Source organism: Rhodoferax sp. GW821-FHT07G04, from assembly GCF_059418585.1.
This window is the reverse complement of sequence record NZ_JBWKQD010000002.1, coordinates 914489-940421: the sequence shown is the minus strand read 5'-3', so window position 1 is coordinate 940421 and position 25933 is coordinate 914489. Positions and strand designations below refer to the sequence as shown.

Genomic DNA, 25933 nt, shown 5'->3' with positions numbered 1-25933 from the left:
ATCCTTTCTGGAATTGGGAATCTACGAATCATGGGCAGATAGACGCTGTATCAACGTCAACGCTGCGTTGGAACACGGTACAGGTGGGATTGTCACCAATTTCCGGACGCAGATGCCAAGGTGTTGCGCACGTGGTCGCGGGCGGTGTCGTAGCGCAGGGCGATACCGGAGTGCGCATTTGGCGGTACTGGCCTTCGTGAAGCGTGTGGGGAGATTGTTTATCGACGCTAATGGCCGCAAAACTCAAGGTGTCTTATGAATGATTTACTCCCCCTCTCCAGCGCATCGTTTTGCAAGCGGTATGCACTTGCCGCCCTCTCAGGGGTGGTCATGGCGTTGCACCCACCCGTTTTTGCATCCCCTATGGATTTGTCCACCACCGACGGCTTTGAGCGCACTTGTGCTGCGCTGCCGTCGGCACCAACGGGCTTGAAGAACAACCAAGAGCGCCAGGCTTTTGTGGTTTGCCGTGATGTGGCTTTGGTGCAGAACATCATCAGCTTCGTGAAAAAAGGTGAGCGTCGCTACGAGGCGGAGAAGCCTAGCGACGCCGAGCTCAACAGTGTGGTGCGCGGACAATTGAGCCTGGTGCGAGACGAACTGCGCAGCGTGCGCATGGTGCTGGAGCAACTGAAGTTGAAGAAAGACGAAGGCCTGTTGCTGGCGCCCGCGCAGTGGAAGAGAGACCTTGATGGTGATGGAAAGCTGTCGACCTGGGAGGCGAACTTTTTCGCGATTCCCAAACCCGGCAGACACGGCTTGCAATTGAGTATGCCCAGCGATGACGCGGATTACTATGCCAAGGAATACCAGATGGCGGCCAAAATTCGTATCGACCAGAGTGACATTTTGTGGGGCCTCTCATACCACTACTTTGCCGAAGCTCTGTTGGAGATCGTGCTCTCGTATAGGCTCAACAACACCGGGTTTGGTCGCGAATCGATAGAGTTGCATGATGCCAGTGGCATGCGGCGCGCGGCAGCGTTGCTGACAAAGGGATTTAAAACATCCGAGGCCATGCGCCTGTCGGTATTGGCCGAGCGTGACGACCAAGACGAATGGATCGCCAATCCGGGACAAAAGAACTCGGTCTTCCCCCTTCCCTTGGATGCGCAGGATTTTCAGGTGTGGGGCGGCTTGCTTGCCCACGTCATCCCTTTGTTCGAAGGAAAAACACTGCTCATTGGGCATGCGAAAGCCAGCGGTCTTTTGGGTGCCGTCGCAAAACTATGTCCCAGCAACCAGGGGCTCAGCATCCCTCTGTTTTTCAGCCATCCACCGAGGTATCCGATGGCCCAGTTTGAACGCCTCGATTTGTCCAGCATGTGCCAAGCCATAGATGCCAAGCACCCTGCGTCGGGGCTGCTTGCGTTCATCGAGGGTTATGCCAATCAAGCTCAGGCCAATGGCGGCGCTATGCGCTTCCTGCGGAATCTGCTGTGGACAAATTAGCCTGTGTGGATTTCACGTCGGCCATGCATCACGGGATCTCGAACACCGTTAACGCATTCGCAATGCCGCGCAACTGGTGGCTCTGCGCCTGCGCCGTAAGGCCCGCGGCCTGCAGCAGGTCCGCAACGCCGGGGTAATCGACCACCGGCTCGGTGGCGAAGATCGAGTTGGACGTTGCCAGCCCCTGCACACGCGCGGCGATGTTGACTGCTTGGCCGAAGTAATCCAGGCGGTCGTTCAAGGACACAGCCAGGCAAGGGCCTTCGTGCAGGCCTATTTTCAGCACCAGGTCTTCGCGTCCACTACTCTGCGCGTTCAGCACGCGCATGGCCTCGCGCATGCCCAGGGCGGCGGCCATGGCGCGGCCAGGGGTAGGGAAGGTGGCCATCACCGCGTCACCAATGGTCTTGACGACGGCGCCGGCCTGGTCGGCCACGACGGCGTTCAGCACCTGGAAGTGGGCGCGGACCATGTCATAGGCCACCAGGTCGCCGACACGCTCGTACAACTCGGTGGAGGCGCGCAAATCGGTGAATAAGAAGGTCAGACTGGTGATCTTCAACCGCTGGTCAATGTCCAGGGTCTCAGCCTTGTAGATGTCACGGAAAGTCTGGTTGGTCAGCAGGCGCTTGGCGGTCAGGAAGGGGCCGCGGTTGCCCAGCACATGGTGCAGGGCATCACCCGCGATGTAGACCGCCGGCAGGACGCGCTCGGTGGTCTGGTTGTCCAGCGTCAGCCGCAGCGGGCCGGGGCGCATCGCCACCGTGCCGGTGGGGGCATGTACGGTGTTGAGCACCACCTCCAGGTTTTGCCGTTCTCGCGTGGGCTCGCCCTTCACATCCAGAAAGTGGGCGGAGTGGGTGACTGCGTCGAAGACGATGACGAATTGCGCCGGCAGTTGCAGCGACAAATAAGCCTTCTCGCCCGGCGGTAGTTCGACCGAGTCGATGATGATGTCTTGCAGCAGTGCGTCAAACGCCTCACCCTCGGGTAACTGCACGCCCGAGCCCCAGAAGATTTGCCGCATGTAGTCCCAGATGGGCAGACGGTGCGGGTCGTGCGCAGCAATGGCGCGCACGCGAGGGTTGACGGTGAAGACCACCTCGACCATCTCGTCCAGCGTGGGTTCGTAGCCGGCCGCGCACAGCGCGCACGAGTAGGCGTCGCGGCGCACGGTCTTCAGCGTCGCGTTCGATGACAGCACGCCGCCACAACCGGGGCACAGCACATTCCAGGCCAGGTCAAACAGGCCCAGGCGCGCGGCATGCAAGAAGCCTGCAATGCAGCGCTCTTCCATCAATTGGTGTTGGTGCGCAAAGGCGAGCACATTGATGCGGTTCAGCGCCGCATCGGGTGCTCCGGCGACCAAGCGCTCAATGGCTGCCACCACCTCCGGGTCGGCGGATTGGCGCAATACCGAGAAACGGGCAGCAGATGCGCTCATCGGGAAATGCTCTACGCGTCCACTGCCTGCGCCAAGCCATAGGCCTGCATGCGCGACTGCACCGCCTGCACGTTGTGGCTCAGCAGCACCAGGTCATGGACCTGGCCCGCGCGGTCCTTGACGTGCTCGACCAGCAAAGCTTCGGCCTTGAAGCCAAGGTCTTCAAACACGGCAATCGCAGCGCGCTGGTCCACGGTCATCTGCACGCACAACTTTTCCAAGCCCATCGCGATGGCGACCAGAAAGCATTCTTGGATCAAGACCCGGCCCAGGCCTCGGCCGCGCTGTCCGGGGCTGACCAGCACGCGCAGCTCGCCGACATGGGGCGACCACGACAGCGGGTCGGTAACGATGGCCGTGCAGCCCACGATGTTGCCGGCCTCGCGCGCCACCAGGCTGTGGATGCCACCGTCCTCCAGCGCCCTCATCCACGCGGCCAGCACCTTGGCTTGGCTGACATCGCGGCGTAAGAACAGCAGATCATGTGCGGGTAATGTGGCGATGAAAGCGCCGACCTCGTCCGCTTGCGTGGGCTGCATCATTGCAATGTCCAGCGTGGCCCCTTCGCTGGGGATGCTTTTGGGATAACGCGGGGTGGGGTTCATGGAATGCCTCGGAGGGTGAGCGTCAGGGACGTGTCAAACGGGTTTGGGGGCAGGGTGCTTTTAAGTAGAGCGGGTTTGCAGCCATTGGTCGAGTTTGGGCCACATGCGTTTGATGGCATTTGGCCCGGCCACCAAGCTGACATGGCCGCCGGGTAGCACCACCTCTTCCTTGTCGGCAGAACTGGCCAGCGCCACCAATGGCTGGCCGCAGGCCGGTGGCACGATGTGGTCGTTGGCGGCCAGCACGTGCAGCAGTGGTATGCGGATGTTGCGCAGGTCCACCGGCTGGCCGCCGATACGCAGACTGCCGTTCATCAGTGCGTTCTTGCGGAACAGCTCCTTGATGATCTGGCGCACATAGTCGCCCGGCAGCGGCAGAGTCTCCGCGGCCCAACGGTCCATCACACGGTAGGACTTGACGAATTCATCGTGCCAGAGGTTGTCCCACAGCCGTACCTGGCCTGCGGCACCACTGACCGGGCGCAGCATCTCGAAGAAGCGGATCACCGTTTCCGGTTGCAAAATGCCGGCCGCATCGACCAGGCGGTCTACATCAAGCGCACGCTCATCGAACCAGGACTTCCACAACTCCATCTTGTGAAAGTCGACGGGTGTGGTGAAACAGACCAGGTTCTTGGCCGGGCCGTCGGGGTTTTGCGCCACGTAAATCGCCGACATCAGGCCGCCCATGCAATAGCCCACCAGGCTGACATCCTCTTCGCCGGAGTCCTGCTGCACGCGTGTGATGCAGTCGGGGATGAAGTCTTGCGTGTAGTGCTCCAGTGTCAGATGGCGCTCTTCCGGGGACGGTGGATTCCAGTCCATCACATACACGTCGTAGCCGCGCAGCAGCATGAATTCGATCAGGCTTTGCCCCGGTGCCAAGTCGAAGATATAGCCGCGGTTGGTGCTGGCCATCACCAACAAAATGGGCACACGGTAAATCTCATCGGACTGTGCGTGGTAGTGGTACAGGCTCAGTGTGCCGCGGCGATGCAGCAGTGTCTTGGGGGTCAGACCAACAGCCGGCGGTGGCGCGCCCAGCAAGGCCAGGCCCTTGGCGCCCCGCTGCAGCGAGCGGTTGATTTCACCACGGAGGCGCTCGCGCAGGGAGAGGTCGCTCTCCACGGCCTTGTCTTGGTTCTTGCTCTTGCTGTATGCGCCCATGGCGGTTCAGCCTTTTGGTACGGGGCGCTTGTGTGGGCGTTTGGTAGTAACCCGCTTCGCCAAGGTCTTGGCCTCTACCGGCGGTGGCTCCACGATACTCGGCGGTGGGCGCCGCGTGCGCGCCGGTCGCGGGCGTTCGGGTGCAGTAGCCGCGGAGGCATGGGTTTGGCGGGCCTGCAACTGTTCCAGCTTCGCCTCAATGCGGCGTACGGCCATGGCCAGTTCACCGACCTCTTGGCGGCTGGGTAAATTCAAGCGCCGCAACACCGCACCGCTGGCCGACTCGAACAGATGTTGCAAGGCGAAGGACAGCGTTGCCAGCTCGTTCAGTGTCCGCGCCACTTTTTCCGACCGCATCCCGGTGTTGGCCAGCGCATTGAGCCGAGCCTCCAGTGTGTTGACCAATTGCCGCACCGTTTGCAGCGGGTCCGGGATGAACGAAAAAAGTGCCATGGGCGGTCTCCAGCGTCGATCAATCTGCGTCGAAGGATACACCTTTCGCCCATGTGGCACGCCTTGTGCTAATGGACACAAGGTTGGATGTCACCAAGGAACACGATGCACCGATTTCAATCGAAGTGGCTGCTGGTCTGCGCGCTGTGCCTCAGTCTTTCCGCCTGGGCGCAAGCACCTGTTGCAGACGGCGCCAGTGCACCAACGCAGACGGTGTCGCCGCCGGTTGTGCCAACGGTGGCTCCAGTGCCCACACCACTGGTCCGCCCCGGCTTGGTGCCCCAGGACAGCATCAGTGCTGCCGACACCGCCTGGATGATGACCAGCACCGCCCTGGTGCTGTTGATGACGCTGCCCGGCATTGCTTTGTTCTATGGCGGCATGGTGCGCAAGAAGAATGTGCTCAACACCATGGCCAGCGTGGTCGCTGTTGCCGCGTTGGTGAGTCTGCTGTGGTTTGCGGTGGGTTACTCCATTGCGTTCACTCCTGGCAATGGCTGGCTGGGTGGCGACACGCGGCTGTGGTTCAGCGGCCTGGACTACTTGAAGGAATCCGGCAAAGTGGCCGCGAGTCACGTGGCACCCAATGTGCCGGAGTCGGTGTACGCGATGTTCCAGTTGACGTTCGCCATCATCACCGCAGCGCTGATCGTGGGCGCGGTGGTGGAGCGGCTGCGGTTCTCTGCGCTGCTATGGTTTATTGGCTTGTGGTCGGTGCTGGTCTATGCACCGATTGCGCATTGGGTGTGGGAGCCCGGTGGTTGGCTGGCGCAGCGTGGTGTGCTGGACTTTGCCGGTGGTGCTGTAGTGCATATCAACGCCGGTGTTTCCGGTTTGGTGTGTGCCTATATGCTGGGCGCTCGCAAGGGTTATGGGCGCGAGTCTTTCGAGCCTTTCAACCTGGGCCTGACCATGGCCGGTGCCGGTCTGCTGTGGGTGGGCTGGTTTGGCTTCAACGCCGGATCGGCCGTAGCCGCAGATGGCCGTGCAGGCCTGGCCATGGCAGTGACGCACATTGCTGCATCGGCCGGCGCCATCACCTGGATGCTGGGGGAGTGGACTGTGCGCGGTCGACCCTCGCTACTGGGGTTGTGCTCCGGTCTGGTAGCGGGGCTGGTCGCCATCACCCCTGCTGCTGGCTTCGTGACACCGCTCTCGGCCTTGCTGATCGGTGCCGTGGCCGGGCTGGCCTGTTATTGGGGGGCTACCGGGCTCAAGCGCCTGCTCAATGCCGATGACTCGTTGGACGTGTTTGGCGTGCACGGCATCGGCGGCATTGTCGGGGCGTTGATGACGGGGCTGTTGGCCAGCAAGACGGTGTCGGGCATGCAGGGCGACGTGGGCGTGCAGTTGCTGGGGGTGGTCGTGGTCATGGGCTATAGCGCCGGCATGAGCGCAGCCGTACTGTGGTTCACCAAGCTGATGGTGGGCCTGCGTGTGGAGGACGGCGCCGAGCTGACAGGCCTGGACATCACCCAGCACCGCGAACACATGGGAACCTGAAAGGAAACCATACTTATGCTTGCCAGTGAAAAACTTGCCATTGCGGCCCACCTGCACGTGCTGTTGCGCCGCAAGACCGGCCGTGTGACCGACACCCAGTGGATGGCCGACAACCTGGAATACGCGGCCGAAATGGTGCGCTTTGCCCGCCGCAGTGCCGAGGAAGACGGCCATGCGGACCTCGCAGAATGGGCGGGCAAACTGGAGCAGGCCATGTTCCCCGCCCCCGCGCAACGCCCCAAACAGGCCCGCACGGCCGAACCCATGGTGGTGCCCACGTTGCGCACCTTGTTGGCGACCAATGCCTCGCAGGCCGACGCGGACGATTCGCAGTTTGACGGCGCACGCTATGTGCGCGGATTGCGGTAGAGCCGCCACGCTCCCCGCCGTTCACCCCTCCATTCCCGCGCCCTATCGCGCCAAGGCGGGGCTCTGGCTTGACCCGCCCTGTGCCGGTTAGTATGGTCCCGGCATGCACCCCATTTCCCTGATTCGACGCTTTTGGCAGTGGCACTCACGACCCGTGCTGGTGGCGGCGGGCGCTGCCTTGATCGCTGCGCCGATCTTCAAGATGATGTTCCGCGACTCGTTCGTGGCCATCCTCGTCGAAACCACGCTGGTATCCGCGATACTGCTGACCGCCTTCCTGATGGCCGGCGCCTGGCGCCAGACCTGGGTGCCACGCTGGCTGGCGCAGGTCTTGTGCGTGCTGGCCGTGGCGCCGCTGGGGCCGCTGATCGTCCATATGGTCGAGGTGCAGGGCGATCTGCATGCCTTCACCAACTCACGTCCCCGCGTGGTCGGCTTCTGGTGGGTGACCATCTGCGCCGCTGTCGTGGGTCTGCTGGTCACTTTGGCGGCTCTGGTGCGCGAGCGTGACGCACAGACCCGCGCCCAGGCCCTGCAGTTCGCGTTGGAGCGCGAAACGCTGATGCGCCAGTCCACCGACGCCCGGCTCAACCTGCTCCAGGCGCAGATCGAGCCCCATTTTTTGCTGAACACCCTGGCCAATGTGCAGGAGCTGGTGGAGAGCGGCTCGCCCCAAGCCGCGCCGGTATTCAAGAGTCTGATCGCCTACCTTCGGGCCACGATGCCGCAGCTCCACCAGGAGGGCGCCACGCTGGGCCAGGAGACCGATCTGGTGCGCGCCTACTTGGAACTGATGCTGATGCGCATGCCCGACCGACTTCAGTTCAGCGTGGACATAGACCCCGGCCTGCGTACCTTGCGCTTTCCGGCCATGGCCTTGCTGACGCTGGTGGAGAACGCCATCCACCATGGCATCGACCCCAGTTGCGATGGCGGGCAGATCACGGTGGGCGCGCAGTCGGTCGCCGCCGCGGGCGGTGGCAAGACCCTGCATCTTTGGGTGGCCGATACCGGCCTGGGCATGTCGGAGTCTGCCCAACCGGGCATAGGCCTGGCCAACCTGCGTGACCGTCTGCAGGCCTTTTACGGTGGCAGCGCGCGCCTGGAGCTCAGCGAGCAGCAACCCCACGGCGTCAAGGCCGAAATCATTGTGGAAGGTCAAGTTTGATATGGCAACGGTAACGACCGCTTTGGTGGCCGACGACGAGCCCCTGCTGCGCGATCGCCTGGTGGCTCTGTTGCAGCGCAATTGGCCCGACCTGGAGATTGTGGCGATCGCCCGCAATGGCCGGGAGGCGGTGGAGCTGTTCGATGCCCACCAGCCCCAGGTCGCATTTCTGGATGTGCACATGCCCGGCATGAACGGCATTGAGGCCGCACGCTGTATCGGGGAACGTGCAGCGTTGGTATTTGTCACCGCGCATGAGCAATATGCGGTCGAAGCCTTCCGCCAGGGCGCCATCGACTACATCGTCAAACCGCTGGACGAAGAGCGCCTGCAAGAGACAGTGCGGCGCCTGCGCCAGCGCCTGGAGGCACCTGCCACGCTGGGCTTGCCTGCCAATGCGGCGTTGACGACCGACGTGCTGGACAAGTTGTCGGCCCATATCCGGTCCCAGATTTTGCCGGTGCGCTACCTGCAGTGGATCAAGGCCTCGGTGGGCAGCACGGTGCGCCTGATCCCGGTGGAGCAGATCCGCTACATCAAGTCGGATACCAAATACACGCTGGTCGTGTGGGAGGGTGGCGAGGCCCTGATACGCAAAACCATTCGGGAGCTGGCCGACGAGCTGGACCCTAGCCAGTTCCTGCAGATCCACCGCTCGGCCATCGTCAATCTGCACCAGGTCCAGCAGTTCAGCCACGGCAGCAGCGATGGTGGTGAGGTGCAGATCAAGGGCAGTGGTGAGTGCCTGCCGGTGAGCCGCAGCTTCGTGCACCTGTTCCGCCAGATGTAAAGTGGTTTATCAGCGACTGCATCGGCCCTGAGATGGGCCCAAATGGGGCGCTTTGCGTTACAGTGGCGCAAACTCCACTCGTCCAAAAGATGCGGATACCCGAGCCCCTGTTAGTTCGCTTTCGCAAGCTGTGGTTGCGGCTGCATTCCTTGCGGGTGGCCATTGCGCTGACCGTGGTGGTGGGCGTGTTGTTGGCCTCGTTCCTGTCCTATGTGGAGCAGACCTCGGACCTGCGCGAACAGCACATCGCGCAGATCCACACCGAGATGGACCACTTGGGCGCGTTGACCGCACTGGCCCTGCGTGAGCCGCTGTGGCAGTTCGAAGCCGAGCAGGCCAACTCCATCATGGAGGCGGCCTTTGTGAACCCCGATGTCGTCTCCATCGCCATATGGGATGACAAAGGCACACCGTTTGCAACCCGCGTGCGCAGCCCCGAAGACCCCAAGTTGGTGGACGCCACGACCCATGTTGTGGAGCGCAACAAGACCATGGTGGGCAAGCTGACAATTCAAATGTCCACGGCCGGCTACCTGCGCAAGGTCAATGAGGTGCGCTTGCAATATGTCAAGCACGGCGTGCAAATTTCCATCGGCGCCCTGATCGTCATCTTGTTGTTGATGCATTGGCGCCTGGTGCGCCCGCTGGAGGAATTGGCCAAGGCCTCGGGGCGTATTGAAAAGGGGCAGTTGGATGTGCCAATCCGCCCGGTGTTTCGCGACGAGGTCGGCGCCCTAGCCGATAGCATGGAGGCAACCCGACAAGCCCTGCTGCACCTGATCGCCCAGCTGGAAAGCCGCAACGTGGAGTTGACCGACGCCAACGAGCATCTGGAGCAGCGCGTGGCCGAGCGCACCGAGTCGCTGGAGAAAACCCTGCTGACGCTGGAGCGGGCGCAAGAGGAAATCGTGCAGACCGAAAAACTGGCATCGCTGGGCCGCGTGGTCGCTGGTGTCGCCCACGAACTCAACACGCCCATTGGCAATGCGCTGACAGTGGCTTCCACGATCCAGTCCGAACTATTGGAACTGAAGGCCGAGCTCGCGGGGGGCTCCATGCGGCGCTCGGCTTTGAACCAGTTCATCGAGCGGGCCGACGAGGGCCTGGCCCTGTCGCTAAGCAATCTGCAGCGTGCCGCGCACCTGATCTCAGACTTCAAACAGGTGGCCGTCGACCAGACCAGTGACCAGCGCCGCGAGTTCGACCTGGCGGAGGTTACGACCGAAATTCTGAATATGCTGCAGCCCACGTTGCGCAAGTCGGGCTGCGAGATCAAGAAGACGCTGAGTACCGGCCTGGTCTGCGACAGTTTTCCGGGTCGCTATGGGCAGGTGCTGACCAATTTGGTGATGAATGCCACCATCCATGCCTTTGATGCAGGCGCCGCCGGGCGCATTTCGGTGAGCATTGGTGCGGCCGACGCCCAGACGGTGGAACTGGTCGTGGCGGACAACGGGGTGGGTATGGAAGAGGACGTGCGGGCCCGCATCTTCGACCCCTTCTTCACGACCAAGATGGGGCGCGGTGGCACTGGCCTGGGCATGAACATCGTGCACGGCATTGTGACCCGCATCTTGGGCGGCCAGATCACGGTGCACAGCACGCCGGGCGAGGGCAGCCGCATCCGCGTGCTGTTTCCGCGCGTGGCCAGCGGGGCCAGTGACAGCGTCATGTAAATGTGACCCGGCGCGGATTTGCTGCCCCCCACGCTCCATCGCCAGGCGGGGTTATTGCCCCTCAAATCGCCAGGGGGTCCACGTCCACGGCCCAGCGTATCAATCCCTTGCCCTCGGGCCCTTGGCGGGTGGCGTGCAGCACGGCCTGCCAGGCCGTCAGAAACTGCTGCAGGGCCGCGCGTGATGGACTTTCCACCAGCATCTGGGCGCGTTCAATATTGGCCACGCGCTGGATGCTCATGGGCACGGCCGGGTACAGCGTGACCTGGTCCAGCACCGGTGCCCAGCCCTCCCACTGCGCCATGTCGCTTCGGGCTGCGTTGCTGGCAGTATTCAAAAAGCCTTGTGCCACCTCTTGCGTGCGGGCTTCGGCACGCACCAGTGCTTGGGCGGTGAAGGGTGGCAGTCCGGCCTGTGCGCGCTCTTGCAATTGCGCGTTTGCAAACCCCGGGTAGTCGTGGCGCTTGAGTGCCGCATACAGGGGGTGGGCGGGCTGGAAGCTTTGGATCCAGACCTCGCTGCGCTCACCCAGGGTCGCGTCGCGCCCGGCCCGCCCGGCCGCCTGCATCAGCAGGCTAAATAAGCGCTCGGGCGCGCGGAAGTCGCTGGAGAACAGCGCGCCATCTGGGTTGACGGCGGCCACCAGTGTGATACGCCGGAAGTCGTGGCCCTTCGCAATCATCTGCGTGCCGACCAGCACGTCCACATCGCCGGCATGCACGGCGGCCAACTGGCTTTGCAGCTCGCCCTTGAGCCGGGTGGTGTCGGCGTCGATGCGGGCCACCCGCACCGGCTCCCCGTCGGGAAATTGTTCGCTCGCGGTATTGGGTCGGCGCACATCCGCCAGCAGTTCGGCCAGGTGTTCTTCCAGCCGCTCCGTGCCACGGCCCAGCGGCGCGATATCGGGGTTGCCGCAGGTGGGGCAGGCGCGGGGCACGCGCTCGGTGAAACCACAGTGGTGGCAGCGCAGCGTGCGGTCAATTTTGTGGAAGACGCGGAAGGCGCTGCAGTGCGGGCACTCGCTCTTCCAGCCGCAATCGGTGCAGTGCAGCACCGGCGCGTAGCCGCGCCGGTTCAGGAAAACCATGCTTTGTTCGCCACGGGCCACACGCTCCTTGATGGCTTCCAGCAGCGGGAGGGAGAACACGGCGTTGCGCGGCTGGTGGTTCATGTCCACGCGGCGCACCAGCGGTAGGCCGTCGGGCGTGGCTGCGGTGGCGCGCATGGTCTGCAAGGCCGTGGGGGGCGCATTGCCCATGGAACTGACGGTGTCACCGGACGGTGCGCCTATGCGGCTGGGCATGTGCAGCCGCAGGTAGCGCCCACCCTCCGCCGCGGGTCGGCTGTGGTGCCAGCTCTCCAGCGACGGGGTGGCAGAGCCCAGTACGACCTTGGCACCTTCCAGCCGGCCGCGGTAGACCGCCAGGTCACGGGCTGAATAGCGGGCGCCTTCGCCGCTTTTGTAGCTGGGGTCGTGTTCTTCATCGACAACGATGAGCCGTAACTGCGGCATGGACGCAAATACCGCCATGCGTGTGCCCAACACGATGCGGGCTTGGCCGCTGTGCGCGGCGAGCCAGCTTTTGAGCCGCTGCGGGTTGGTCATGCCACTGTGCAGGGAGACCACGGCGTTGTCGCCATACAGGGGTGCAAAGCGCGCCTTGAAGCGGGCCTCCAACTGCGGCGTCAGGTTGATCTCGGGCACCATCACCAGGGCCTGCGATTGCGGGTCTTGCGCCAGCAGGGTCTGTACGCTGTGCAGGTAGACCTCGGTCTTGCCGCTGCCTGTGGCTCCGAATAGCAAAAAGGGGCCGGTCTGGGCTTGTATCTGGTTGACCACTGCTGCCTGCTCGGGGCTGAGCAAGGGAGACTGGCCAGTCTCTGCCGTTGCCTCTGGAGCGCTGTCTTGTTGCTTGACGGTCCTCTTCTTGCCCCCGCGTTGCAGGCGGCGTTGCATTTGCGCCGCGGACAGTTCCCGCAGTTGTGGCGGTAGCGCGGCCAATGCCACTTCGCCCAGCGAGCGCTGGTAATACTGCGCCGCAAATGTAAGCAATTGTTGCCAGCTTGCGCTGAGCGGCGCGATGCCTTCCAGCGTTCCGGCAATGGCGCGAACCTTCCCCGGGTCGACCTCGCCGGTGGCCTGGGCACCGTCGGCATCCCACACCAGGCCCAGGGTTTCGCGCTGCCCCAGGGGCACCCGTACCAGCGTCCCCGGCGCGAGTGGCGACTCACTTTTATAGCTCAGCACGGACCCCAAGGATGCATGGGCCGGGGTCTGTACGAGCACGCACAACCAGTGGCTCATGGGGTCCAGGCGCAGGTCTGGCGCCGCAAAAGTGGGAGAGGGTGTACTTGAGCCAATGTATTGATGTGAACTTGCGAAATGAGGGCTAAGTACTTGATTTAACTGAGCTTTAGGTGCTACCCAATGATTTTGTGGATAACTTTGTTGATATCTAGGCCTGGGACTTCGCCAAGCCTTGAAAATCAAGGCTTTAGCTGGAATGCCCAGAAAAAAAGCAAAGTTCAAAGTCCTTATAAATCAACCACTTACAACCGCTATTGCTTTAATAGCGCCGATTGCCCGAATCAGGGATTGCCCGTATAGCGGCACCCTATTTTTGTGCATAAGTGCGGGCACGGTGCCGAAATCGAGCCAAAAAAATGGTAGGAAACTTATGCCCGCAAAGCACGGGAATGGCGGTGCACGGCGTCCACCAAAGCGGCCACGTTTTCAGGTGGCGTGTGCTGGCTGATGCCATGGCCCAGATTGAAGATATGCGTGGGGCCGGTGCCCGTGCCTTGGTAGGGTTTGCCAAAGCTGTCTAGCACGCTGGCCACCTGGGTTGTGATCTGCTCGGGCTGGGCAAACAGCACATTGGGATCGATGTTGCCCTGCAGAGCCTTGCCCGGACCATCCTCGACGCCACCAATGGCGGCGCGCGCCTTGCCCAGGTTGACGGTCCAATCCAGGCCCAGCACTTCGCAGTCCAACGCCGCCATCTCCTGCAGCCACAGCCCGCCACCCTTGGTGAACACGATGCGCGGAATGCGGATGGTGTTGCCTGCGGCATCGGTGTGGGTCTTCTTCAGTTGTGCCAGCACGCGGGCCGTGTAGGCCAGGCTGAATTCCTGAAAGGCGCCATCGGCCAGTACACCGCCCCAGCTGTCAAAAATCATCACGGCCTGGGCGCCAGCATCTATCTGCGCGTTGAGATAGGCGGCGACGGCATCGGCATTGGTGGCCAGGACGCGGTGCATAAGATCCGGCCGGCTGTACAGCATGGTCTTGACCAGGCGGTAGTCGGTAGATCCCGCGCCTTCGACCATGTAGCAGGCCAGCGTCCAGGGGCTGCCCGAGAAGCCGATCAGCGGCACGCGGCTCTTGCCATCGGCTTGGGTCAGCGCTTTGCGGATAGACGACACGGCGTCAAACACGTAGCGCAGCTTGTTTAAATCGGGCACGGCCAGTTGGGCCACGGCGGCTTCGTCGCGCACGGGGGACGCAAAGCGCGGGCCTTCACCGGCGCCAAAGCTCAGGCCTAGGCCCATGGCGTCGGGAATGGTCAGGATGTCGCTGAACAGGATGGCGGCGTCCAGCGGGTAGCGGTCCAGCGGCTGCAGCGTGACCTCGGTGGCGTAGTCCACATTGGTCGCCAAGCCCATGAAGCTGTTGCCGGCCTTGACCCGTGTTGCCAGGTATTCGGGCAGGTAGCGGCCGGCCTGGCGCATCAGCCATACGGGGGTGTGGGGGGTAGCTTGGCGCAGGCAGGCTTGCAGGAAGGTGGGGTTTTGGTGGTTGGCGAAGGTGGTGTCGGTCATGGTTCTGATTGTCGCAGGACTCATCTTTTGGCTTAGTGGCTTGTCCAAAAAGCGAGGTGCCGCAAACACCCAAGCAACTACGGTCCAGAGCTATAGCGTTGCCAATGCCGACCGCAACGCCTGCGCGTCCAGAATCTCCGAGAACACGACGGGAGGCTTGCCAGCCTGGTGCAATACATACACCGGCACGCCGCTGCGGCCCAGGGCTTCCAGCGCTACAGTGATGGCAGGGTCGCGACGTGTCCAGTCGGCACGCAGCATGCTCACGTTGTGCGCACGCATATCGGCCAACACGGCGGCATTGCCCAGCGTGGTCTTCTTGTTGTACTGGCAGGTGATGCACCATGCCGCGGTGAAGTCCACAAAAACGGGCCGGCCGGCTGCCAATTCGGCCTCCACCTTGCCTGGTGCCCAGGCCTGCCAGGGGGAATTGGATGTGCCACCGGTGGACCAAGCCGTACTGACCGCCCCGTCCTCCACCATCAAGACCAATGGGCCAATAGACCCCGTCAAACCTAGCAATGCTGCTATGGAAATAGAAGCAAACACGGTGCGGCTGCGGCCATTCAGATTCAGCGACCAGACCAGCAGGCTCAGTGTCAACAGCAGCGCCAGCAAAGCGGCCGCGCCATTGATGCCCGTCAGATGGCCCAACACCCAGACCAGCCAGATGACGGTAGCCAGCATGGGGAAGGCCATGAAGCGGCGCATGGTGTCCATCCAGGCGCCGGGGCGGGGCAGCCAACGGCCTACGGCCGGCACCCAGGCCGCTGCCAGGAAGGGCAGGGCCAGGCCCAAGCCCAGTGTGGCAAAGATGCTCAGCGCCTGGAAGCCTGGCAGGCTGATGGCGTAGCCCAGCGACGCGCCCATGAACGGGGCGGTGCAGGGTGATGCAATGGCCACGGCCAGCACGCCTGACAAGAATGCATCTCCCACCGGGTGGCGTGCCTGCATGCACGCGATGCGGTGGGGCAGCACGCTGCCTATTTCAAACAGTCCGGCCAGGTTCAGGCCCAGCAAGGTGAACAGCGTGGCCAGCACCGCCAGCACGGCGGGCGACTGCAGTTGGAAGCCCCAGCCCAGCTGTTCGCCACTGGCCCGTAGCGCGAGCATCAGGCCGCCCAGGGCCACAAAAGACAGCACCACACCCAGCGTATAGGCAACGCCTTGGGCGCGGTGTGACGCGCGGCTTTGTGTGCTGTGGCTGGCAAAGCTCAGCACCTTGATGGCCAGCACCGGCAGCACGCAGGGCATCAGGTTCAGTATCAGCCCGCCCAGCAACGCCGCCACCAGGGCCATGACCCAACTCGTGCTGACGGTGGTATCGCCCGCAGGGGTGCGCGCGCCGCCGCCGCTTGGCTGGCCCGCTGTGGCCGGGGCTGCCGCAGTGCTCGGTGCGCCGGCATTGGGTAAGGCGGGCCAGGTGCCGCTGATGGCGGGCACGCTGCGCAGGCTTTGCTTGCCGAGCGCCAGCACCACGGGCAGGCTGGTAGGCGCGGATTCGCGTTGCACCGATAGCGCGAAGCGGCCGGTCCAGACGCCATTGCTCCATTCCTGGGTGGCAGGCTTTTGGGCGGTCCCGGTCAGGGCATCGCTGGGCTGGGGGGCGCTGACCGGTTCGACAACATTGGCAGTCTCGGGAAAGGCCTGCAACGCGCGGCCATTCCAATCGGCGGGCAGGCCGCTGACGGTGACTGTCAAGACGTCGCCCTGGACTTTGGCCTGGGCTGTGCCGCCATGGGCCTGGGGGCCGGCTGCACGGGCAGCGTCAAAATCGGCACCCCGCAAGGCGGTGGAACCCCGCGCCGGCAGCTTCAGCACGAAATTGCCCTCTTGCGGAATGCATTCCTGGCGGCAGACCAGCCAGTTGGCCGCCAGGCCGATCTCCAGCATGCCGCCGGCCGAAGCCTTGAAGTCCTTGCCCACCGTCAGCGGCACGGGCAGCAGCACCGTGTCGTCGTAGCCAAAATTGGCCAGGCTGCCGATGGCAATGCGGTGCGGAGTAGGCCAGGCGATGTCGCCTGCGGTCACACCGGCCGGCAGGGTCCACTGCAGCGTGGTGGGCAGGCCGGAGTCGCCGGGATTCTTCCAATAGGTGTGCCACTGGGGCAGGTGTTTGAGCTCCAGCCCGACCCAGATGGTCTTGCCCGCATCCACGCCGTCGGGCGCATGGGCCAGCAGTTCTGCACGCACCTGCTCGGTCTGTACCACGGCAGACGCGGCACCGCCCTGGGTCGAACCCCTTTGGAGAATTTGAGCGCTAGCCCCCGTCCACGCTGCGCAAGCAGCTATCAAAAAAGTAGCGATTCGCAGGCTGGTGGAGGATGGTCGCATGGCGGCGGCGCGGCGCGCCAGGGGTGTGAAGGCGTAGGTCATTGCAAATTGGGAGCTTGTGGCAGCCTAAAAGTTCCGCCCCGGCGCGGTACACCGCAGGCGAGCCCCCCATTGTGGCATCGCCGCAGGCAGCCGCGCAGTAGGGTAGGCGACAGGTGGCGCCTGTGGAGCGCTAAGCGGTGAACACCGCCGGCAGCTTCTTGGGCGACTTGATCCGCAATTGCTTGTGGATGCTCTCCTGGCCAAAGACAACCTCGATGTCCGCCACGGCCACCCCAAACTGGGGTGCCAGGAAGCGGACCATGTGGTCCGTGGCTTTGCCATCCTTGGGCGTGGCCGTTACGCTGATCTTGAGCTGCGTGCCCATGGGTTTGCCAATGGCGTCTTTGCTGGCGGCGGGTTTGCCCAGGATGTTGACGACCAGGGTGTCGCCGTCCCAGGTAAAAAAAGAGTCGCCGGTGGCGTTGCGGGGGCGGCGGGCAGGCATGGGGCCATGATAGCGCCCGTGGTTTTTGGCACCCAAGCGGGTTACCATGGCTGGTCTGTTGGACCGCCTACTTTTCGACAAACAACAATGCCGCAAGCCTCTCCGTCTTCCCCCGAGCCCATGCTGCCCCAGCCCTCGCGCTTCTGGGCCGACTGGAGCACTTTGGACTTCGCCCGGTGCAAGACCAGCGGTGTACTGGAGCAAATGATCGCCGTACTGCCGGTGGCTGCCACCGAGCAGCACGGGCCGCACCTGCCGCTGAAGGTGGACAGCGCGCTGGTGGACGGCGTCATCGCGGCCGCGCTGCCCCACCTGGGTGCTGATGTGCCGGCCCTGTTTCTGCCCACGCAGGCCGTGGGCCTCAGCCCCGAACACGCCCGCTTTGCCGGCACGCTGACGCTCAAAGCCGAGACCACGATACGCCTGTGGACCGACATAGGCGAGAGCATCGCCGCCAGCGGTGTCAAGAAACTGGTGCTGCTCAATTCCCACGGCGGCCAGGTGGGGGTCATGGACATCGTGGCCCGCGACCTGCGCGCGCGCTTGGGCATGCTGGTCTACAGCGTCAACTGGTTTGGCCTGCCGCTGTTGGGCCCACAGGGCGAGGACGTCAATGCGCTCTTCAGCGCACACGAACACCGCTTCGGCATCCATGCGGGCGAGATCGAGACCTCGATGATGCTGGCCCTGGCGCCTGAGCATGTGGACATGGCACAGGCACAGAACTTTGCGTCTACCTCCGAAGACCGTGCCGCGCGCTTTGACATCCTGGGCAATGGCAAGAGTGCCAAGCTGGGCTGGCAGATGCAAGACTACAACCCCCACGGCGCGGTCGGCAACGCGGCCCAGGCCAGTGCCGACAAGGGGCGGGCCGTGCTGGATGCGGCCGGCCGCGCGTTGGCGCGCCTGTTGGCCGAGCTGCACCAACTGCCTCTGGACACTCTGACGGACCGGGTCGCCTAGTTGGGTCGGGGGTAGGCGATGCGCACGGTTTTCCACAGTCTGGTTCTGAACCGCATGGATGCGTGGGTGGCCTGGTTCATCCCGCACCAGGCGGATCTGGACGAACACGCACTCAGCGCCGCGCGCATGTTTGTCTACATCTGCCTGATCAATGCCGGGTTTTCGGTGCTGTATGCGCTGACCTCGCTGGTCATTGGTTTTTCGATCGGCGCGGCCTTGATGACTACCGGCATCGTGTTCTTGTTCACCGCACTGTTCTACTTCCGCGCCACCGGGCAGTTCCGGCGCAGCGTGAACTGGTACATGGCCAATGTCGCTTTCGTGGCGGTCATGGGCTGCAGCTTTTTCTCGGGCGGCCTGCATTCGCCGGTGCTGCCCTGGTTCACGCTGATACCGGTGGCGGCCGTGCTGTTGCTGGGCTATAGCGTGGACGCCCTGGTCTGGTTTCTGGTGTGTTTTGCCATATCGGTGTCCTATGGCGCGGCCAGCCTGCAGGGCTATGCCTTTCCGCAGATGTACCGCCTGGAATACGCAACCGCCTTCAGCATGGTCTGCACCGGGGGGCTGGTGGCCGTGCTGTTCTTGTTTGCCCTGACCTTTGACCATATCAGCGGCACGGCTGTGCAGGCTGTGCTGGACAGCCGCAAGGAACTGGAGCACTTGGCCCGCAGCCAGGAGCGCATGGCTGAGCGTGGCCGCATCCTGCGCAATATGCACGACGGCGTGGGCTCTCACATCAGCTCGGCGATGCGCCAGCTGCAAGTCGACGACCAGGCCTACAACGCCCATGCCCGCAGTGAAGTCTTGCAGACGCTGCGCGATGGCCTGGACCAGCTCAAACTGTCCATCGACTCCATCCACCTGGCACCGGGTGATGTGACGGCCCTGCTGGCCAATATGCGCTACCGGCTGGGCCCGCGCTTTGCCGGCATGGGTATTGAGTTGCAATGGGACGTGGACCTGCTGCCCCTGTGCGAGAAGCTCGACGCTAGCGCCATGAGCGAGTTGCAGTTCATGCTGTTCGAGGCCTTGTCCAATGTGCTGCAGCACGCCCGGGCGCAGGTGCTGCGTGTGGAGGGCCATGCCCGCGCCAGCGGTGCATGCCCGCCGCCCCACGCCGAAGGGGCACACATCGATCAGGTCTTTGTGCGCTTGGTGGACGATGGCTGTGGCTTCGACCCCACGCTGCAGCAGCGCAACGGCTTGGCCAGCATGCGCGAACGCGCCGGGGCGATTGGCGCACAACTGCGCATCAGCAGCCAGCCCGGCAATACCGTTGTCGAGATCCAGCTAGCTGTGTAGCCCCCACGCTCCACCGCTGCGCGGGTCGCTGCCCCACCGAGGGGGCTAATCCCCCTTGGGGCGGCCCTGCGGGGGATTGCCGTCGCCATGCGATACGGCTTCCATCACCAGCCGCATGCCCACCAGCGTGTAGCGGGTCTGCGGCGAATTCCAGTTGCGGTAGCTGGAGCGCAGGTACAGCGGCCAGCTGTGCCAGGAGCCGCCGCGGCGCACATAGACCGAGCCTTCGCTGGGCCCCTGTGGATCATCGACCGGTGATCGTGCGTAGTAGTGTTCGTCGTGCAGGTCGCTGGTCCATTCCCAGGCATTGCCATGCATGTCATACAGGCCGAAGGCATTGGGTGCGAAGCTGGCCACCGGCGCGGTAAAGGCATAGCCATCGTCACCCGGCAGGGCATGGGCTGCAAAGGCCGGCCAGAGTGGGCGTGCGGAGGCATCGAAGGCGTTGGCGACCTGGGGCAGGCCCTCCGGGTCGTCACCATGCTGGTAGCGGCTGCGCGTGCCGGCACGGGCCGCGTATTCCCATTCGGCCTCGGTCGGCAGACGGTAGTGGCGACCCTCGGTCTGACTCAGCCAGCGGGCCAGGGCCTGAGCGTCGTTCCAGGTGATGTTGACGACCGGGTGGTCATCCGTCTGCGCAAAGCCGGGATCGCGCCAACTGTAGCGCGGGTTGCGTCCCTCGAACTGTTCGCCGCGCGGCCCCTTGTTTGGAACATACTGGGCGTTGTAGCCATAGCCCCCCGTGCCATCGGCCACCGATTCGGGCACATAGCCCGATGCGGCCAGGAAGCGGCGGAACTGGCCCACGGTGACCTCGGTACGACCCAGGTAAAAGTGCTTGGTGATGCGCACGCGGTGCACCGGCGCTTCGTCACTCAATTCCTCCAGCCGCTGGCGCTCCATCAGCGGAAAGGCCTTCTCCAGGCTGGCGATGGACTCGTCGCTGCCCATCAGGAATTCGCCGGCCGGGATGCGCACCATCACCATGCCCAGGGTGTTGACCAGATCGCCGGGCCGTGGTTCCTTCGGGTGAACGGGGGCTGTTTGCGCCGCAAGGCCGGTACAGATGCCGGTCAGCAACAGACTCAGGAGTAGGTGATCCATGGTGCATATTCTGCACCGTCCAAATGGGCCAGGGAGTTGAAGGTCAGCAGCAAATGGCGCTTGGGTGTGAACAAGAATTCGGTCACCGCGCTGTTGCGGATCTGCATATTGAGTTCGATGGTCTTTTCCGGCCCGGTGCCCAGGATGTGGCCGATGGCGGTGGAGATGGGGCCTCCGCTGCTGACCAAGAGCACATCACCGGTGTGCTGCTTGCGCACGTGGTCCAGCGCGCTGATGATGCCGTGCACGAAGTCGTCGTAGCTGGGCATGCCCTTGGGGCTGAGCACGCCGTTCATCCACTGGGTCAGGCCGTCGCGCAGCAGGCGGAAATGCAGCTTGTAGGATTCGGGCGTGTTGGGCGGCGCCAGCGGGCCGGGGTGGATGGCGGCGATCACCGCGTCGGCGTCGTATTCGTTGAGGCCGGGCCACAACGTGGGCTGCAGGTCCATGGCCGCGCCTTCGGCAATGCCGGCATAGGTCTGCGCATGGCGTTTCAATGTGCCCGTCAGCACTGCCTCAAAGCGCGTGCCCTTGGCGGCCAAGTACTGGCCCAGGCGCACACTCTGTCGGTGCCCCAGTTCGCTCAAGTTGTCGTAATCCTCGGCCCCGAAAGAGGCCTGCCCGTGTCGTACCAGATAGAGTTTTCCCATGGCAGGAATCTAAGGCACAGCGGGCCTTTGCCTTTGTCATGGTGGGGACAGCTCTTGGCCTGTTACGTCTCCGAAAGGACACGTGCAAACAGAGCGCTATCGACGTTGCCGCCCGACAGCGCCAAGCCCACAGTCTGCCCCTTGAGCGTATGGCGCTCCTGCATGGCGGCGGCAAAGCTGGCGGCGCCCGCGCCTTCGGCCACGTTGTGGGTGCAGGCAAAGAGGTCACGCATGGCCTGGGCCACCTCGGCGTCGGTGACCTGCACGATGTGGTCTATCTCGCCTTGCAGGATGTGCAGCGCTTCGGCATCGGCCACGCGGCAGGCCATGCCGTCGGCCAGGCGCGTGGTTACGGTGGCCTCGACCACGCGGCCGGCCATCAGCGAATCTGCATAGGTGGTGGCATGGGCGCTGACGACGCCGACGATGCGCATGCGGTGGCCCAGCGCGCGCTTGGCCGCGATGGCCGAGCAGGCGCCCGAGCCCTGGCCTATGGGCACGTAGACCACATCCAGCTGCGGCACGGCCTTGAACAGCTCCCACCAGTAGGTGCTGACACCACGCAACAGGTCCGCATGGAAGCTGGGCACCATGTGCGCGCCTCTTTCGCGGGCCAAGGCGATGGCGTGCTCGCGGCTCTCCTGGAAGTCCGTGCCGTGCTCGATCAGCGTGACGCCCAGCGAACGCATGGCGGCGTTCTTCTCCACCGAATTGCCATGCGGCACGACGATGGTGCAGCGCACGCCGTGGGCGCGTGCGGCCCAGCCAATGCTTTGGCCGTGGTTGCCGCGTGTGGCGCTGATCACTTCGGTCGGCAGGGCCTTGTTGCGCGCCAATTGCTCGAAATAGGTCAGCCCGCCGCGGATCTTGAAGGCGCCCACCGGCGTGTGGTTCTCATGCTTGAGCCAGCAGGTGGTGCCCAGCTTCTCGGCGAGCAGCGGCCAGGCGTACTGCGGCGTGGCGGCAAAGGCGCGGTAGACGACGCTGGCGCTGTCTTCAATGTCGTGCAGGCTGGGCAGGTTCATGGCGAGGGTGAGTGGAGGGTGACGAGGCCCTTGGGCGTTTGCAGTTGGGCGCAGAGGCGCGCAGGGCCGGTGTCTGCGACGGCGGCAGACAGGTTCAGCGACTGGTAGGCCGCTTTCAGTGCCGCGGCTTGCGGGTGCTGCACCTGCAGTTCCACAAGGGTGATGCCGCTGGCGGGCATGGTGTCCGTGGGGTGGGTGCTGCCCCATTGGATCAGCGTGGGCAGGCAACCATCGAACAGGCGCTGGCCATCGTCGCGTACGCTGATTTGCCACTGCAGCAGGCCGGATGGCGTGGGGCGCGAGGCCTGCAACGCCGTGCCCCGGTCTATGCCCTGGCCGGCCAGCGTCTGCAGGGCGGCGGCCAGGTCAGGTACGCTGGCTACCCAGTGCGTCAGCATGGGACCGTGCTCCGCTACATAGGCCTGCAGCGCCGGGGCGTCCATGTCAAACCAGCGTCTAGCCCTCGTCGGAATTGCATGGGGTGCTCCTGGATTGATAGCAATGATCTCCAGATAGGCCGTGCGGTGCTGGTCCGTGGCGATCTTCAGCAGGCGGTTGTGGGTGCCCATCAGTGGGTGCTCACCGCCAGGCCCGGGCGTGACACCCAGCGTGGCTTCGCACCAGGCCACACCCTGGGCCAGGTCGCGGGCCATCACCACCAGGTGGTCTATGGACGCCATGCCTACAACAGCACGCTACCGTTGACGCAGGTGACAGCGTTGCCGCCCACCCAGACCTGGCCGCTGGCGTCTTGCTGGATGTGGACGCGGCCCAGCACGCCCAGGCAGGTGCCTTGCGCCGCCACATAGCGCGCCGGCGCGTGGCCCTCGGCGATCAGCCACTGTGCCAGGCTGGCATTGAAGCTGCCGGTGACCGGGTCTTCGCCAATACCCTTGCCGTGGTCGAAGAAGAAGCGCACTTCGACCGTGGGCTCGTCGCTGGTGTCGCCTGGGGCTGTGTTGGCTCCGCCACCCGCAAAGGCCCGTGCCTCGCGGTTGGAGCGGCCGATCAGACCTGTGTTGGGCGCTGTGTCGGCTTGCTGCACGGTGGCCACACCCACGCCGCTGATGCCGGCCGCGCTGAGCACAGCGTTGAGCTTGGCGCCGTCGGGCTCCAGGCCCAGCAGCACGGCGTGGTCGTCAATGAGGATGCCGAAGTGGGAAGGGCCGTTGTTCTGGTGTTGGCTGGCCACGATGTGGGCCGGGGGCAGGCCTAGCGCATCGGCCAGAGCCGCCACCAGCTCGGGCGTGGCATCGCTGCGGCGCAGCGGGGGCGCGGCAAAGGCCGGGCGGCCACCGGCCTGGCTGATCTGGATCAGACCGACTTTGCATTGTTGGACCACCATGCCGGGCTTCTTCGGTGCGCCACCGTGCTCCAGCCAGGCGTGGCAACTGCCCAGCGTGGGGTGGCCGGCGAACGGCATCTCGTAGCCGGGCGTGAAGATGCGCACCTGGTAGTCCGCGCCCTGGGCCGCGGCCTCGGGCGTGGGGGGCAGCAGGAAGGTGGTTTCGGACAAATTGGTCCAGCGGGCAAATTGCTGCATCTCTTCGGTGCTGAGACCGGTGCCGTCCAACACCACGGCCAGCGGGTTGCCGCGGTAGGCCTGGGCGGTGAATACATCGACTTGTTTGAAGGGTCTTTGCTGCATAACTAGCTTAGGGTGATATCGAGTACGCCGCGGCTGGCCGGGCGTTGCAGCAATTGGCCAAACCAACGCTGCACATGGGGAAATGCTTGCAGTTCCTGGCGCTGCACACCGCAGGCCTCGAACTGTGCGGTGCGCATGCCCCACCAGCGGTGCATCTCGCAACCCAGCGGGATGTCGGCCATGCCAAAGCTGTCGCCACCCATATAGGCACGGCGCTTCAGATGGACATCCAGCAAGGCCAACAAGGGCTCGGTGGCAGCGACCGATTGGCGCACCACCTCGGCATTGCGCTGTTCGGCCGCGGTGCGCACCAGTTGGATGAAGGCAGGGCCACCGGCGCGGTTGAAGGTGGTCTGCTGCCAGTCCATCCAGCGCTCGGCGTCAAAGCGGACCGTTAGCTCCGTGGGGTAGAACTTGTGCTCGGCGCCGTAGCGTGCGCACAGGTAGCGCACGATGACGTTGGACTCCCACAGCACACAGTCGCCGTCTTCCAACAGGGGCACCAGCGCATTGGGGTTCTTGCGCTGGTACTCCGGTGTGGTGGTCACGCCAAAGGCCATGCCGGCGTCGGTGCGCTGGAAGGCAATGCCCAGCTCCTGTGCGGCCCATACGGCCTTGCGCACATTCAGGGAGCTGATGCGGCCCCACAGGTGGACGATATGGTCGTCCACGGTTAGACGCCGCCGCCGGGCCGCCCCAAGGCGGCGAGCGCCCCCTTGGGGGGCAGCGCAGTACACGCAGTGACAAGCGTGGGGGCCATATTTCAGCGGTGTTCGCGGATGGCGGCGGCCAAGGCGGCCACGCCGGTACGGATCTCATCCACATTGGGGGTCACGAACGACAGGCGCATGGTGCGCGGGTCGCCATGGTCGTTGTAGAAGGCGGCGCCTGGCACAAAGGCCACACCCTTGTCCACGGCCTTGGGCAGCAGCTCTTGCGCGTTCATGCCTTCAGGCAGGCGGGCCCACAGGAACATGCCGCCATCGGGGGTGTTCCAGGTCACGTCGCTGGGCATGTCTTGCTTCAGCGCGGCCAGCATGGCGTCGCGTTGCGACTTGTACAGCGCACGGATGGTGGGGATATGGCGGTCCAGGAAGCCGTCTTTCATGACCTCGGCAATCATGCGCTGGTTGAAGCCGGGACTGTGCAGATCGGCGGCTTGTTTGGCCTGCAGCAGCTTGGGGTACATCTGCTTGGGCGCCACGATGAAACCCAGGCGCAGGCCGGGTGCCAGCACCTTGGAGAACGAGCCCAGGTAGATGCAGCCATCGGGGTTGCGCGCGGTCAAGGGTGCAGCCGGCTCCTTGTCGAACCACAGGTCGCCATAGGGGTTGTCTTCGATCAGCGGCAGGCCCAGTTCGGCGGCCTTGGCCACCAGCGCGGCGCGGCGTGCTTCGCTCATTGTGCGGCCGGTGGGGTTCTGGAAGTTGGGCAGTACGTAGAGGAAACGGGCCTTGCTGGCACCGGTGCCAACCTTGGAAGCCAGGTCGGCCACATCCACCCCTTCGTCGTCGCTGGCCACGCTGACCACTTCGGGTTCCATCGGCGTGAAGGCCTGCAGCGCGCCCAGGTAGGTGGGGGTTTCGACCAGCACGCGGCTGTCAGCGTCGATCAAGATTTTTGCGACCAGGTCCAGGCCCTGCTGCGAGCCGGTGGTGATCAGGATTTGTGCCGGGTCCACCTTCCAGGGCAGGCGGGCTGCGACCATTTCACGCAGTGGACCAAAGCCTTCGCTGGCGGCGTATTGCAGCGCGGCCTGGGGCTCCTTGGTCAGCACGGCGGTACAGGCCGCTGTGAATTCGCTGACCGGGAAGGTCTTGGCCGAGGGAAGGCCTCCGGCAAAACTGATGATGCCGGGCTTCTCGGTGACCTTGAGAATTTCGCGGATCACGGAAGGGTTCATGCGCGCGGCGCGGCGGGCCATTGTCCAGGGGCTGGTGGTGGGGAGGTCGTTGGGTTTCATGCGGTTAT

At 64.1% G+C, this 25933-nt stretch carries 23 protein-coding genes; 8 read left to right on the top strand and 15 right to left on the bottom strand.

What is annotated here, in order from left to right:
- The first annotated feature begins 255 nt into the window (after positions 1 to 255).
- Complete coding sequence (locus AC07OO_RS13515; RefSeq protein ID WP_495082620.1) at positions 256 to 1452, top strand: hypothetical protein; 1197 nt, start codon at positions 256 to 258, stop codon at positions 1450 to 1452.
- Between the two features lie 28 nt (positions 1453 to 1480).
- Here the strand turns inward: AC07OO_RS13515 and AC07OO_RS13510 are convergent, their stop codons facing one another.
- Genes AC07OO_RS13510 through AC07OO_RS13495 form a run of 4 tightly spaced genes read right to left on the bottom strand, consistent with a single transcriptional unit; the run spans position 1481 to position 5121 of the window.
- Entirely contained in the window at positions 1481 to 2896 is a 1416-nt protein-coding gene (locus AC07OO_RS13510; RefSeq protein WP_495082619.1) for an adenylate/guanylate cyclase domain-containing protein, read from the bottom strand.
- A gap of 11 nt (positions 2897 to 2907) precedes the next feature.
- Entirely contained in the window at positions 2908 to 3501 is a 594-nt protein-coding gene (locus AC07OO_RS13505) for a GNAT family N-acetyltransferase (RefSeq protein WP_495082618.1), read from the bottom strand.
- A gap of 60 nt (positions 3502 to 3561) precedes the next feature.
- Entirely contained in the window at positions 3562 to 4668 is a 1107-nt protein-coding gene (locus AC07OO_RS13500) for an alpha/beta fold hydrolase (RefSeq protein WP_495082617.1), read from the bottom strand.
- A gap of 6 nt (positions 4669 to 4674) precedes the next feature.
- Positions 4675 to 5121: a hypothetical protein gene (locus tag AC07OO_RS13495; protein ID WP_495082616.1), complete on the bottom strand. Its 447-nt coding sequence runs from the start codon at positions 5119 to 5121 to the stop codon at positions 4675 to 4677.
- Between the two features lie 105 nt (positions 5122 to 5226).
- On the opposite strand from AC07OO_RS13495, the gene AC07OO_RS13490 reads away from it, so the two are divergent.
- From AC07OO_RS13490 to AC07OO_RS13470, 5 genes are all read left to right on the top strand, one after another.
- Positions 5227 to 6624, top strand: coding sequence for an ammonium transporter (locus tag AC07OO_RS13490; RefSeq protein WP_495082615.1), 1398 nt, complete (start codon positions 5227 to 5229; stop codon positions 6622 to 6624).
- Between the two features lie 15 nt (positions 6625 to 6639).
- Positions 6640 to 6993: a hypothetical protein gene (locus AC07OO_RS13485; RefSeq protein WP_495082614.1), complete on the top strand. Its 354-nt coding sequence runs from the start codon at positions 6640 to 6642 to the stop codon at positions 6991 to 6993.
- 103 nt (positions 6994 to 7096) lie between these two features.
- A complete protein-coding gene (locus AC07OO_RS13480) occupies positions 7097 to 8161 on the top strand; it encodes a sensor histidine kinase (protein WP_495082613.1) in 1065 nt (354 codons plus the stop codon).
- A 1-nt stretch (position 8162) separates the two neighbouring features.
- A complete protein-coding gene (locus tag AC07OO_RS13475) occupies positions 8163 to 8951 on the top strand; it encodes a LytR/AlgR family response regulator transcription factor (protein ID WP_495082612.1) in 789 nt (262 codons plus the stop codon).
- Between the two features lie 89 nt (positions 8952 to 9040).
- Positions 9041 to 10627: a sensor histidine kinase gene (locus AC07OO_RS13470; RefSeq protein WP_495082611.1), complete on the top strand. Its 1587-nt coding sequence runs from the start codon at positions 9041 to 9043 to the stop codon at positions 10625 to 10627.
- Positions 10628 to 10688: 61 nt separating this feature from the next.
- Here the strand turns inward: AC07OO_RS13470 and priA are convergent, their stop codons facing one another.
- The 4 genes from priA to AC07OO_RS13450 all read right to left on the bottom strand — a co-directional run bounded on the left by priA (position 10689) and on the right by AC07OO_RS13450 (position 17270).
- Positions 10689 to 12932 carry a replication restart helicase PriA gene (priA, locus tag AC07OO_RS13465; protein ID WP_495082610.1) on the bottom strand — a complete coding sequence of 748 codons (2244 nt, stop codon included), beginning with the start codon at positions 12930 to 12932 and terminating at the stop codon, positions 10689 to 10691.
- A 371-nt stretch (positions 12933 to 13303) separates the two neighbouring features.
- On the bottom strand, positions 13304 to 14449 hold the full coding sequence (gene hemE, locus AC07OO_RS13460; protein ID WP_495082609.1) for a uroporphyrinogen decarboxylase: 1146 nt from the start codon (positions 14447 to 14449) through the stop codon (positions 13304 to 13306).
- A 90-nt stretch (positions 14450 to 14539) separates the two neighbouring features.
- Complete coding sequence (locus tag AC07OO_RS13455) at positions 14540 to 16825, bottom strand: protein-disulfide reductase DsbD family protein (RefSeq protein WP_495082608.1); 2286 nt, start codon at positions 16823 to 16825, stop codon at positions 14540 to 14542.
- A 130-nt stretch (positions 16826 to 16955) separates the two neighbouring features.
- Entirely contained in the window at positions 16956 to 17270 is a 315-nt protein-coding gene (locus AC07OO_RS13450; protein ID WP_495082607.1) for a DUF167 domain-containing protein, read from the bottom strand.
- 87 nt (positions 17271 to 17357) lie between these two features.
- On the opposite strand from AC07OO_RS13450, the gene AC07OO_RS13445 reads away from it, so the two are divergent.
- Positions 17358 to 18233, top strand: a complete 876-nt coding sequence (locus tag AC07OO_RS13445) for a creatininase family protein (protein WP_495082606.1) — start codon at positions 17358 to 17360, stop codon at positions 18231 to 18233.
- A gap of 18 nt (positions 18234 to 18251) precedes the next feature.
- Positions 18252 to 19535: a sensor histidine kinase gene (locus tag AC07OO_RS13440; protein WP_495082605.1), complete on the top strand. Its 1284-nt coding sequence runs from the start codon at positions 18252 to 18254 to the stop codon at positions 19533 to 19535.
- Between the two features lie 45 nt (positions 19536 to 19580).
- On the opposite strand, the gene AC07OO_RS13435 is transcribed toward AC07OO_RS13440, so the two are convergent.
- From AC07OO_RS13435 to AC07OO_RS13405, 7 genes are all read right to left on the bottom strand, one after another.
- Complete coding sequence (locus tag AC07OO_RS13435; RefSeq protein WP_495082604.1) at positions 19581 to 20639, bottom strand: formylglycine-generating enzyme family protein; 1059 nt, start codon at positions 20637 to 20639, stop codon at positions 19581 to 19583.
- On the bottom strand, positions 20621 to 21289 hold the full coding sequence (locus AC07OO_RS13430; RefSeq protein WP_495082603.1) for a histidine phosphatase family protein: 669 nt from the start codon (positions 21287 to 21289) through the stop codon (positions 20621 to 20623). The genes AC07OO_RS13435 and AC07OO_RS13430 overlap by 19 nt, the downstream gene beginning before the upstream one ends.
- A gap of 62 nt (positions 21290 to 21351) precedes the next feature.
- Entirely contained in the window at positions 21352 to 22314 is a 963-nt protein-coding gene (locus AC07OO_RS13425) for a threonine dehydratase (RefSeq protein WP_495082602.1), read from the bottom strand.
- Positions 22311 to 22994, bottom strand: a complete 684-nt coding sequence (locus AC07OO_RS13420; RefSeq protein WP_495082601.1) for a VOC family protein — start codon at positions 22992 to 22994, stop codon at positions 22311 to 22313. Before AC07OO_RS13420 ends, AC07OO_RS13425 begins: the two co-directional genes overlap by 4 nt.
- Before the next feature lie 2 nt (positions 22995 to 22996).
- Positions 22997 to 23962 (bottom strand): PhzF family phenazine biosynthesis protein, encoded by a 966-nt coding sequence (locus AC07OO_RS13415; RefSeq protein WP_495082600.1) that lies wholly within the window; start codon positions 23960 to 23962, stop codon positions 22997 to 22999.
- A 2-nt stretch (positions 23963 to 23964) separates the two neighbouring features.
- Positions 23965 to 24621, bottom strand: a complete 657-nt coding sequence (locus AC07OO_RS13410; RefSeq protein WP_495083345.1) for a glutathione S-transferase family protein — start codon at positions 24619 to 24621, stop codon at positions 23965 to 23967.
- 104 nt (positions 24622 to 24725) lie between these two features.
- Entirely contained in the window at positions 24726 to 25925 is a 1200-nt protein-coding gene (locus AC07OO_RS13405) for an aminotransferase-like domain-containing protein (RefSeq protein WP_495082599.1), read from the bottom strand.
- Positions 25926 to 25933: the final 8 nt, after the last annotated feature.

Excerpts from the sequence above, each read along its gene's own strand:
- AC07OO_RS13515 (WP_495082620.1), top strand. The coding sequence starts at position 256 with ATGAATGATTTACTCCCCCTCTCCAGCGCATCGTTTTGCAAGCGGTAT.
- AC07OO_RS13510 (WP_495082619.1), bottom strand. The coding sequence starts at position 2,896 with ATGAGCGCATCTGCTGCCCGTTTCTCGGTATTGCGCCAATCCGCCGAC.
- AC07OO_RS13505 (WP_495082618.1), bottom strand. The coding sequence starts at position 3,501 with ATGAACCCCACCCCGCGTTATCCCAAAAGCATCCCCAGCGAAGGGGCC.
- AC07OO_RS13500 (WP_495082617.1), bottom strand. The coding sequence starts at position 4,668 with ATGGGCGCATACAGCAAGAGCAAGAACCAAGACAAGGCCGTGGAGAGC.
- AC07OO_RS13495 (WP_495082616.1), bottom strand. The coding sequence starts at position 5,121 with ATGGCACTTTTTTCGTTCATCCCGGACCCGCTGCAAACGGTGCGGCAA.
- AC07OO_RS13490 (WP_495082615.1), top strand. The coding sequence starts at position 5,227 with ATGCACCGATTTCAATCGAAGTGGCTGCTGGTCTGCGCGCTGTGCCTC.
- AC07OO_RS13485 (WP_495082614.1), top strand. The coding sequence starts at position 6,640 with ATGCTTGCCAGTGAAAAACTTGCCATTGCGGCCCACCTGCACGTGCTG.
- AC07OO_RS13480 (WP_495082613.1), top strand. The coding sequence starts at position 7,097 with ATGCACCCCATTTCCCTGATTCGACGCTTTTGGCAGTGGCACTCACGA.
- AC07OO_RS13475 (WP_495082612.1), top strand. The coding sequence starts at position 8,163 with ATGGCAACGGTAACGACCGCTTTGGTGGCCGACGACGAGCCCCTGCTG.
- AC07OO_RS13470 (WP_495082611.1), top strand. The coding sequence starts at position 9,041 with ATGCGGATACCCGAGCCCCTGTTAGTTCGCTTTCGCAAGCTGTGGTTG.
- priA (WP_495082610.1), bottom strand. The coding sequence starts at position 12,932 with ATGAGCCACTGGTTGTGCGTGCTCGTACAGACCCCGGCCCATGCATCC.
- hemE (WP_495082609.1), bottom strand. The coding sequence starts at position 14,449 with ATGACCGACACCACCTTCGCCAACCACCAAAACCCCACCTTCCTGCAA.
- AC07OO_RS13455 (WP_495082608.1), bottom strand. The coding sequence starts at position 16,825 with ATGACCTACGCCTTCACACCCCTGGCGCGCCGCGCCGCCGCCATGCGA.
- AC07OO_RS13450 (WP_495082607.1), bottom strand. The coding sequence starts at position 17,270 with ATGCCTGCCCGCCGCCCCCGCAACGCCACCGGCGACTCTTTTTTTACC.
- AC07OO_RS13445 (WP_495082606.1), top strand. The coding sequence starts at position 17,358 with ATGCCGCAAGCCTCTCCGTCTTCCCCCGAGCCCATGCTGCCCCAGCCC.
- AC07OO_RS13440 (WP_495082605.1), top strand. The coding sequence starts at position 18,252 with ATGCGCACGGTTTTCCACAGTCTGGTTCTGAACCGCATGGATGCGTGG.
- AC07OO_RS13435 (WP_495082604.1), bottom strand. The coding sequence starts at position 20,639 with ATGGATCACCTACTCCTGAGTCTGTTGCTGACCGGCATCTGTACCGGC.
- AC07OO_RS13430 (WP_495082603.1), bottom strand. The coding sequence starts at position 21,289 with ATGGGAAAACTCTATCTGGTACGACACGGGCAGGCCTCTTTCGGGGCC.
- AC07OO_RS13425 (WP_495082602.1), bottom strand. The coding sequence starts at position 22,314 with ATGAACCTGCCCAGCCTGCACGACATTGAAGACAGCGCCAGCGTCGTC.
- AC07OO_RS13420 (WP_495082601.1), bottom strand. The coding sequence starts at position 22,994 with ATGGCGTCCATAGACCACCTGGTGGTGATGGCCCGCGACCTGGCCCAG.
- AC07OO_RS13415 (WP_495082600.1), bottom strand. The coding sequence starts at position 23,962 with ATGCAGCAAAGACCCTTCAAACAAGTCGATGTATTCACCGCCCAGGCC.
- AC07OO_RS13405 (WP_495082599.1), bottom strand. The coding sequence starts at position 25,925 with ATGAAACCCAACGACCTCCCCACCACCAGCCCCTGGACAATGGCCCGC.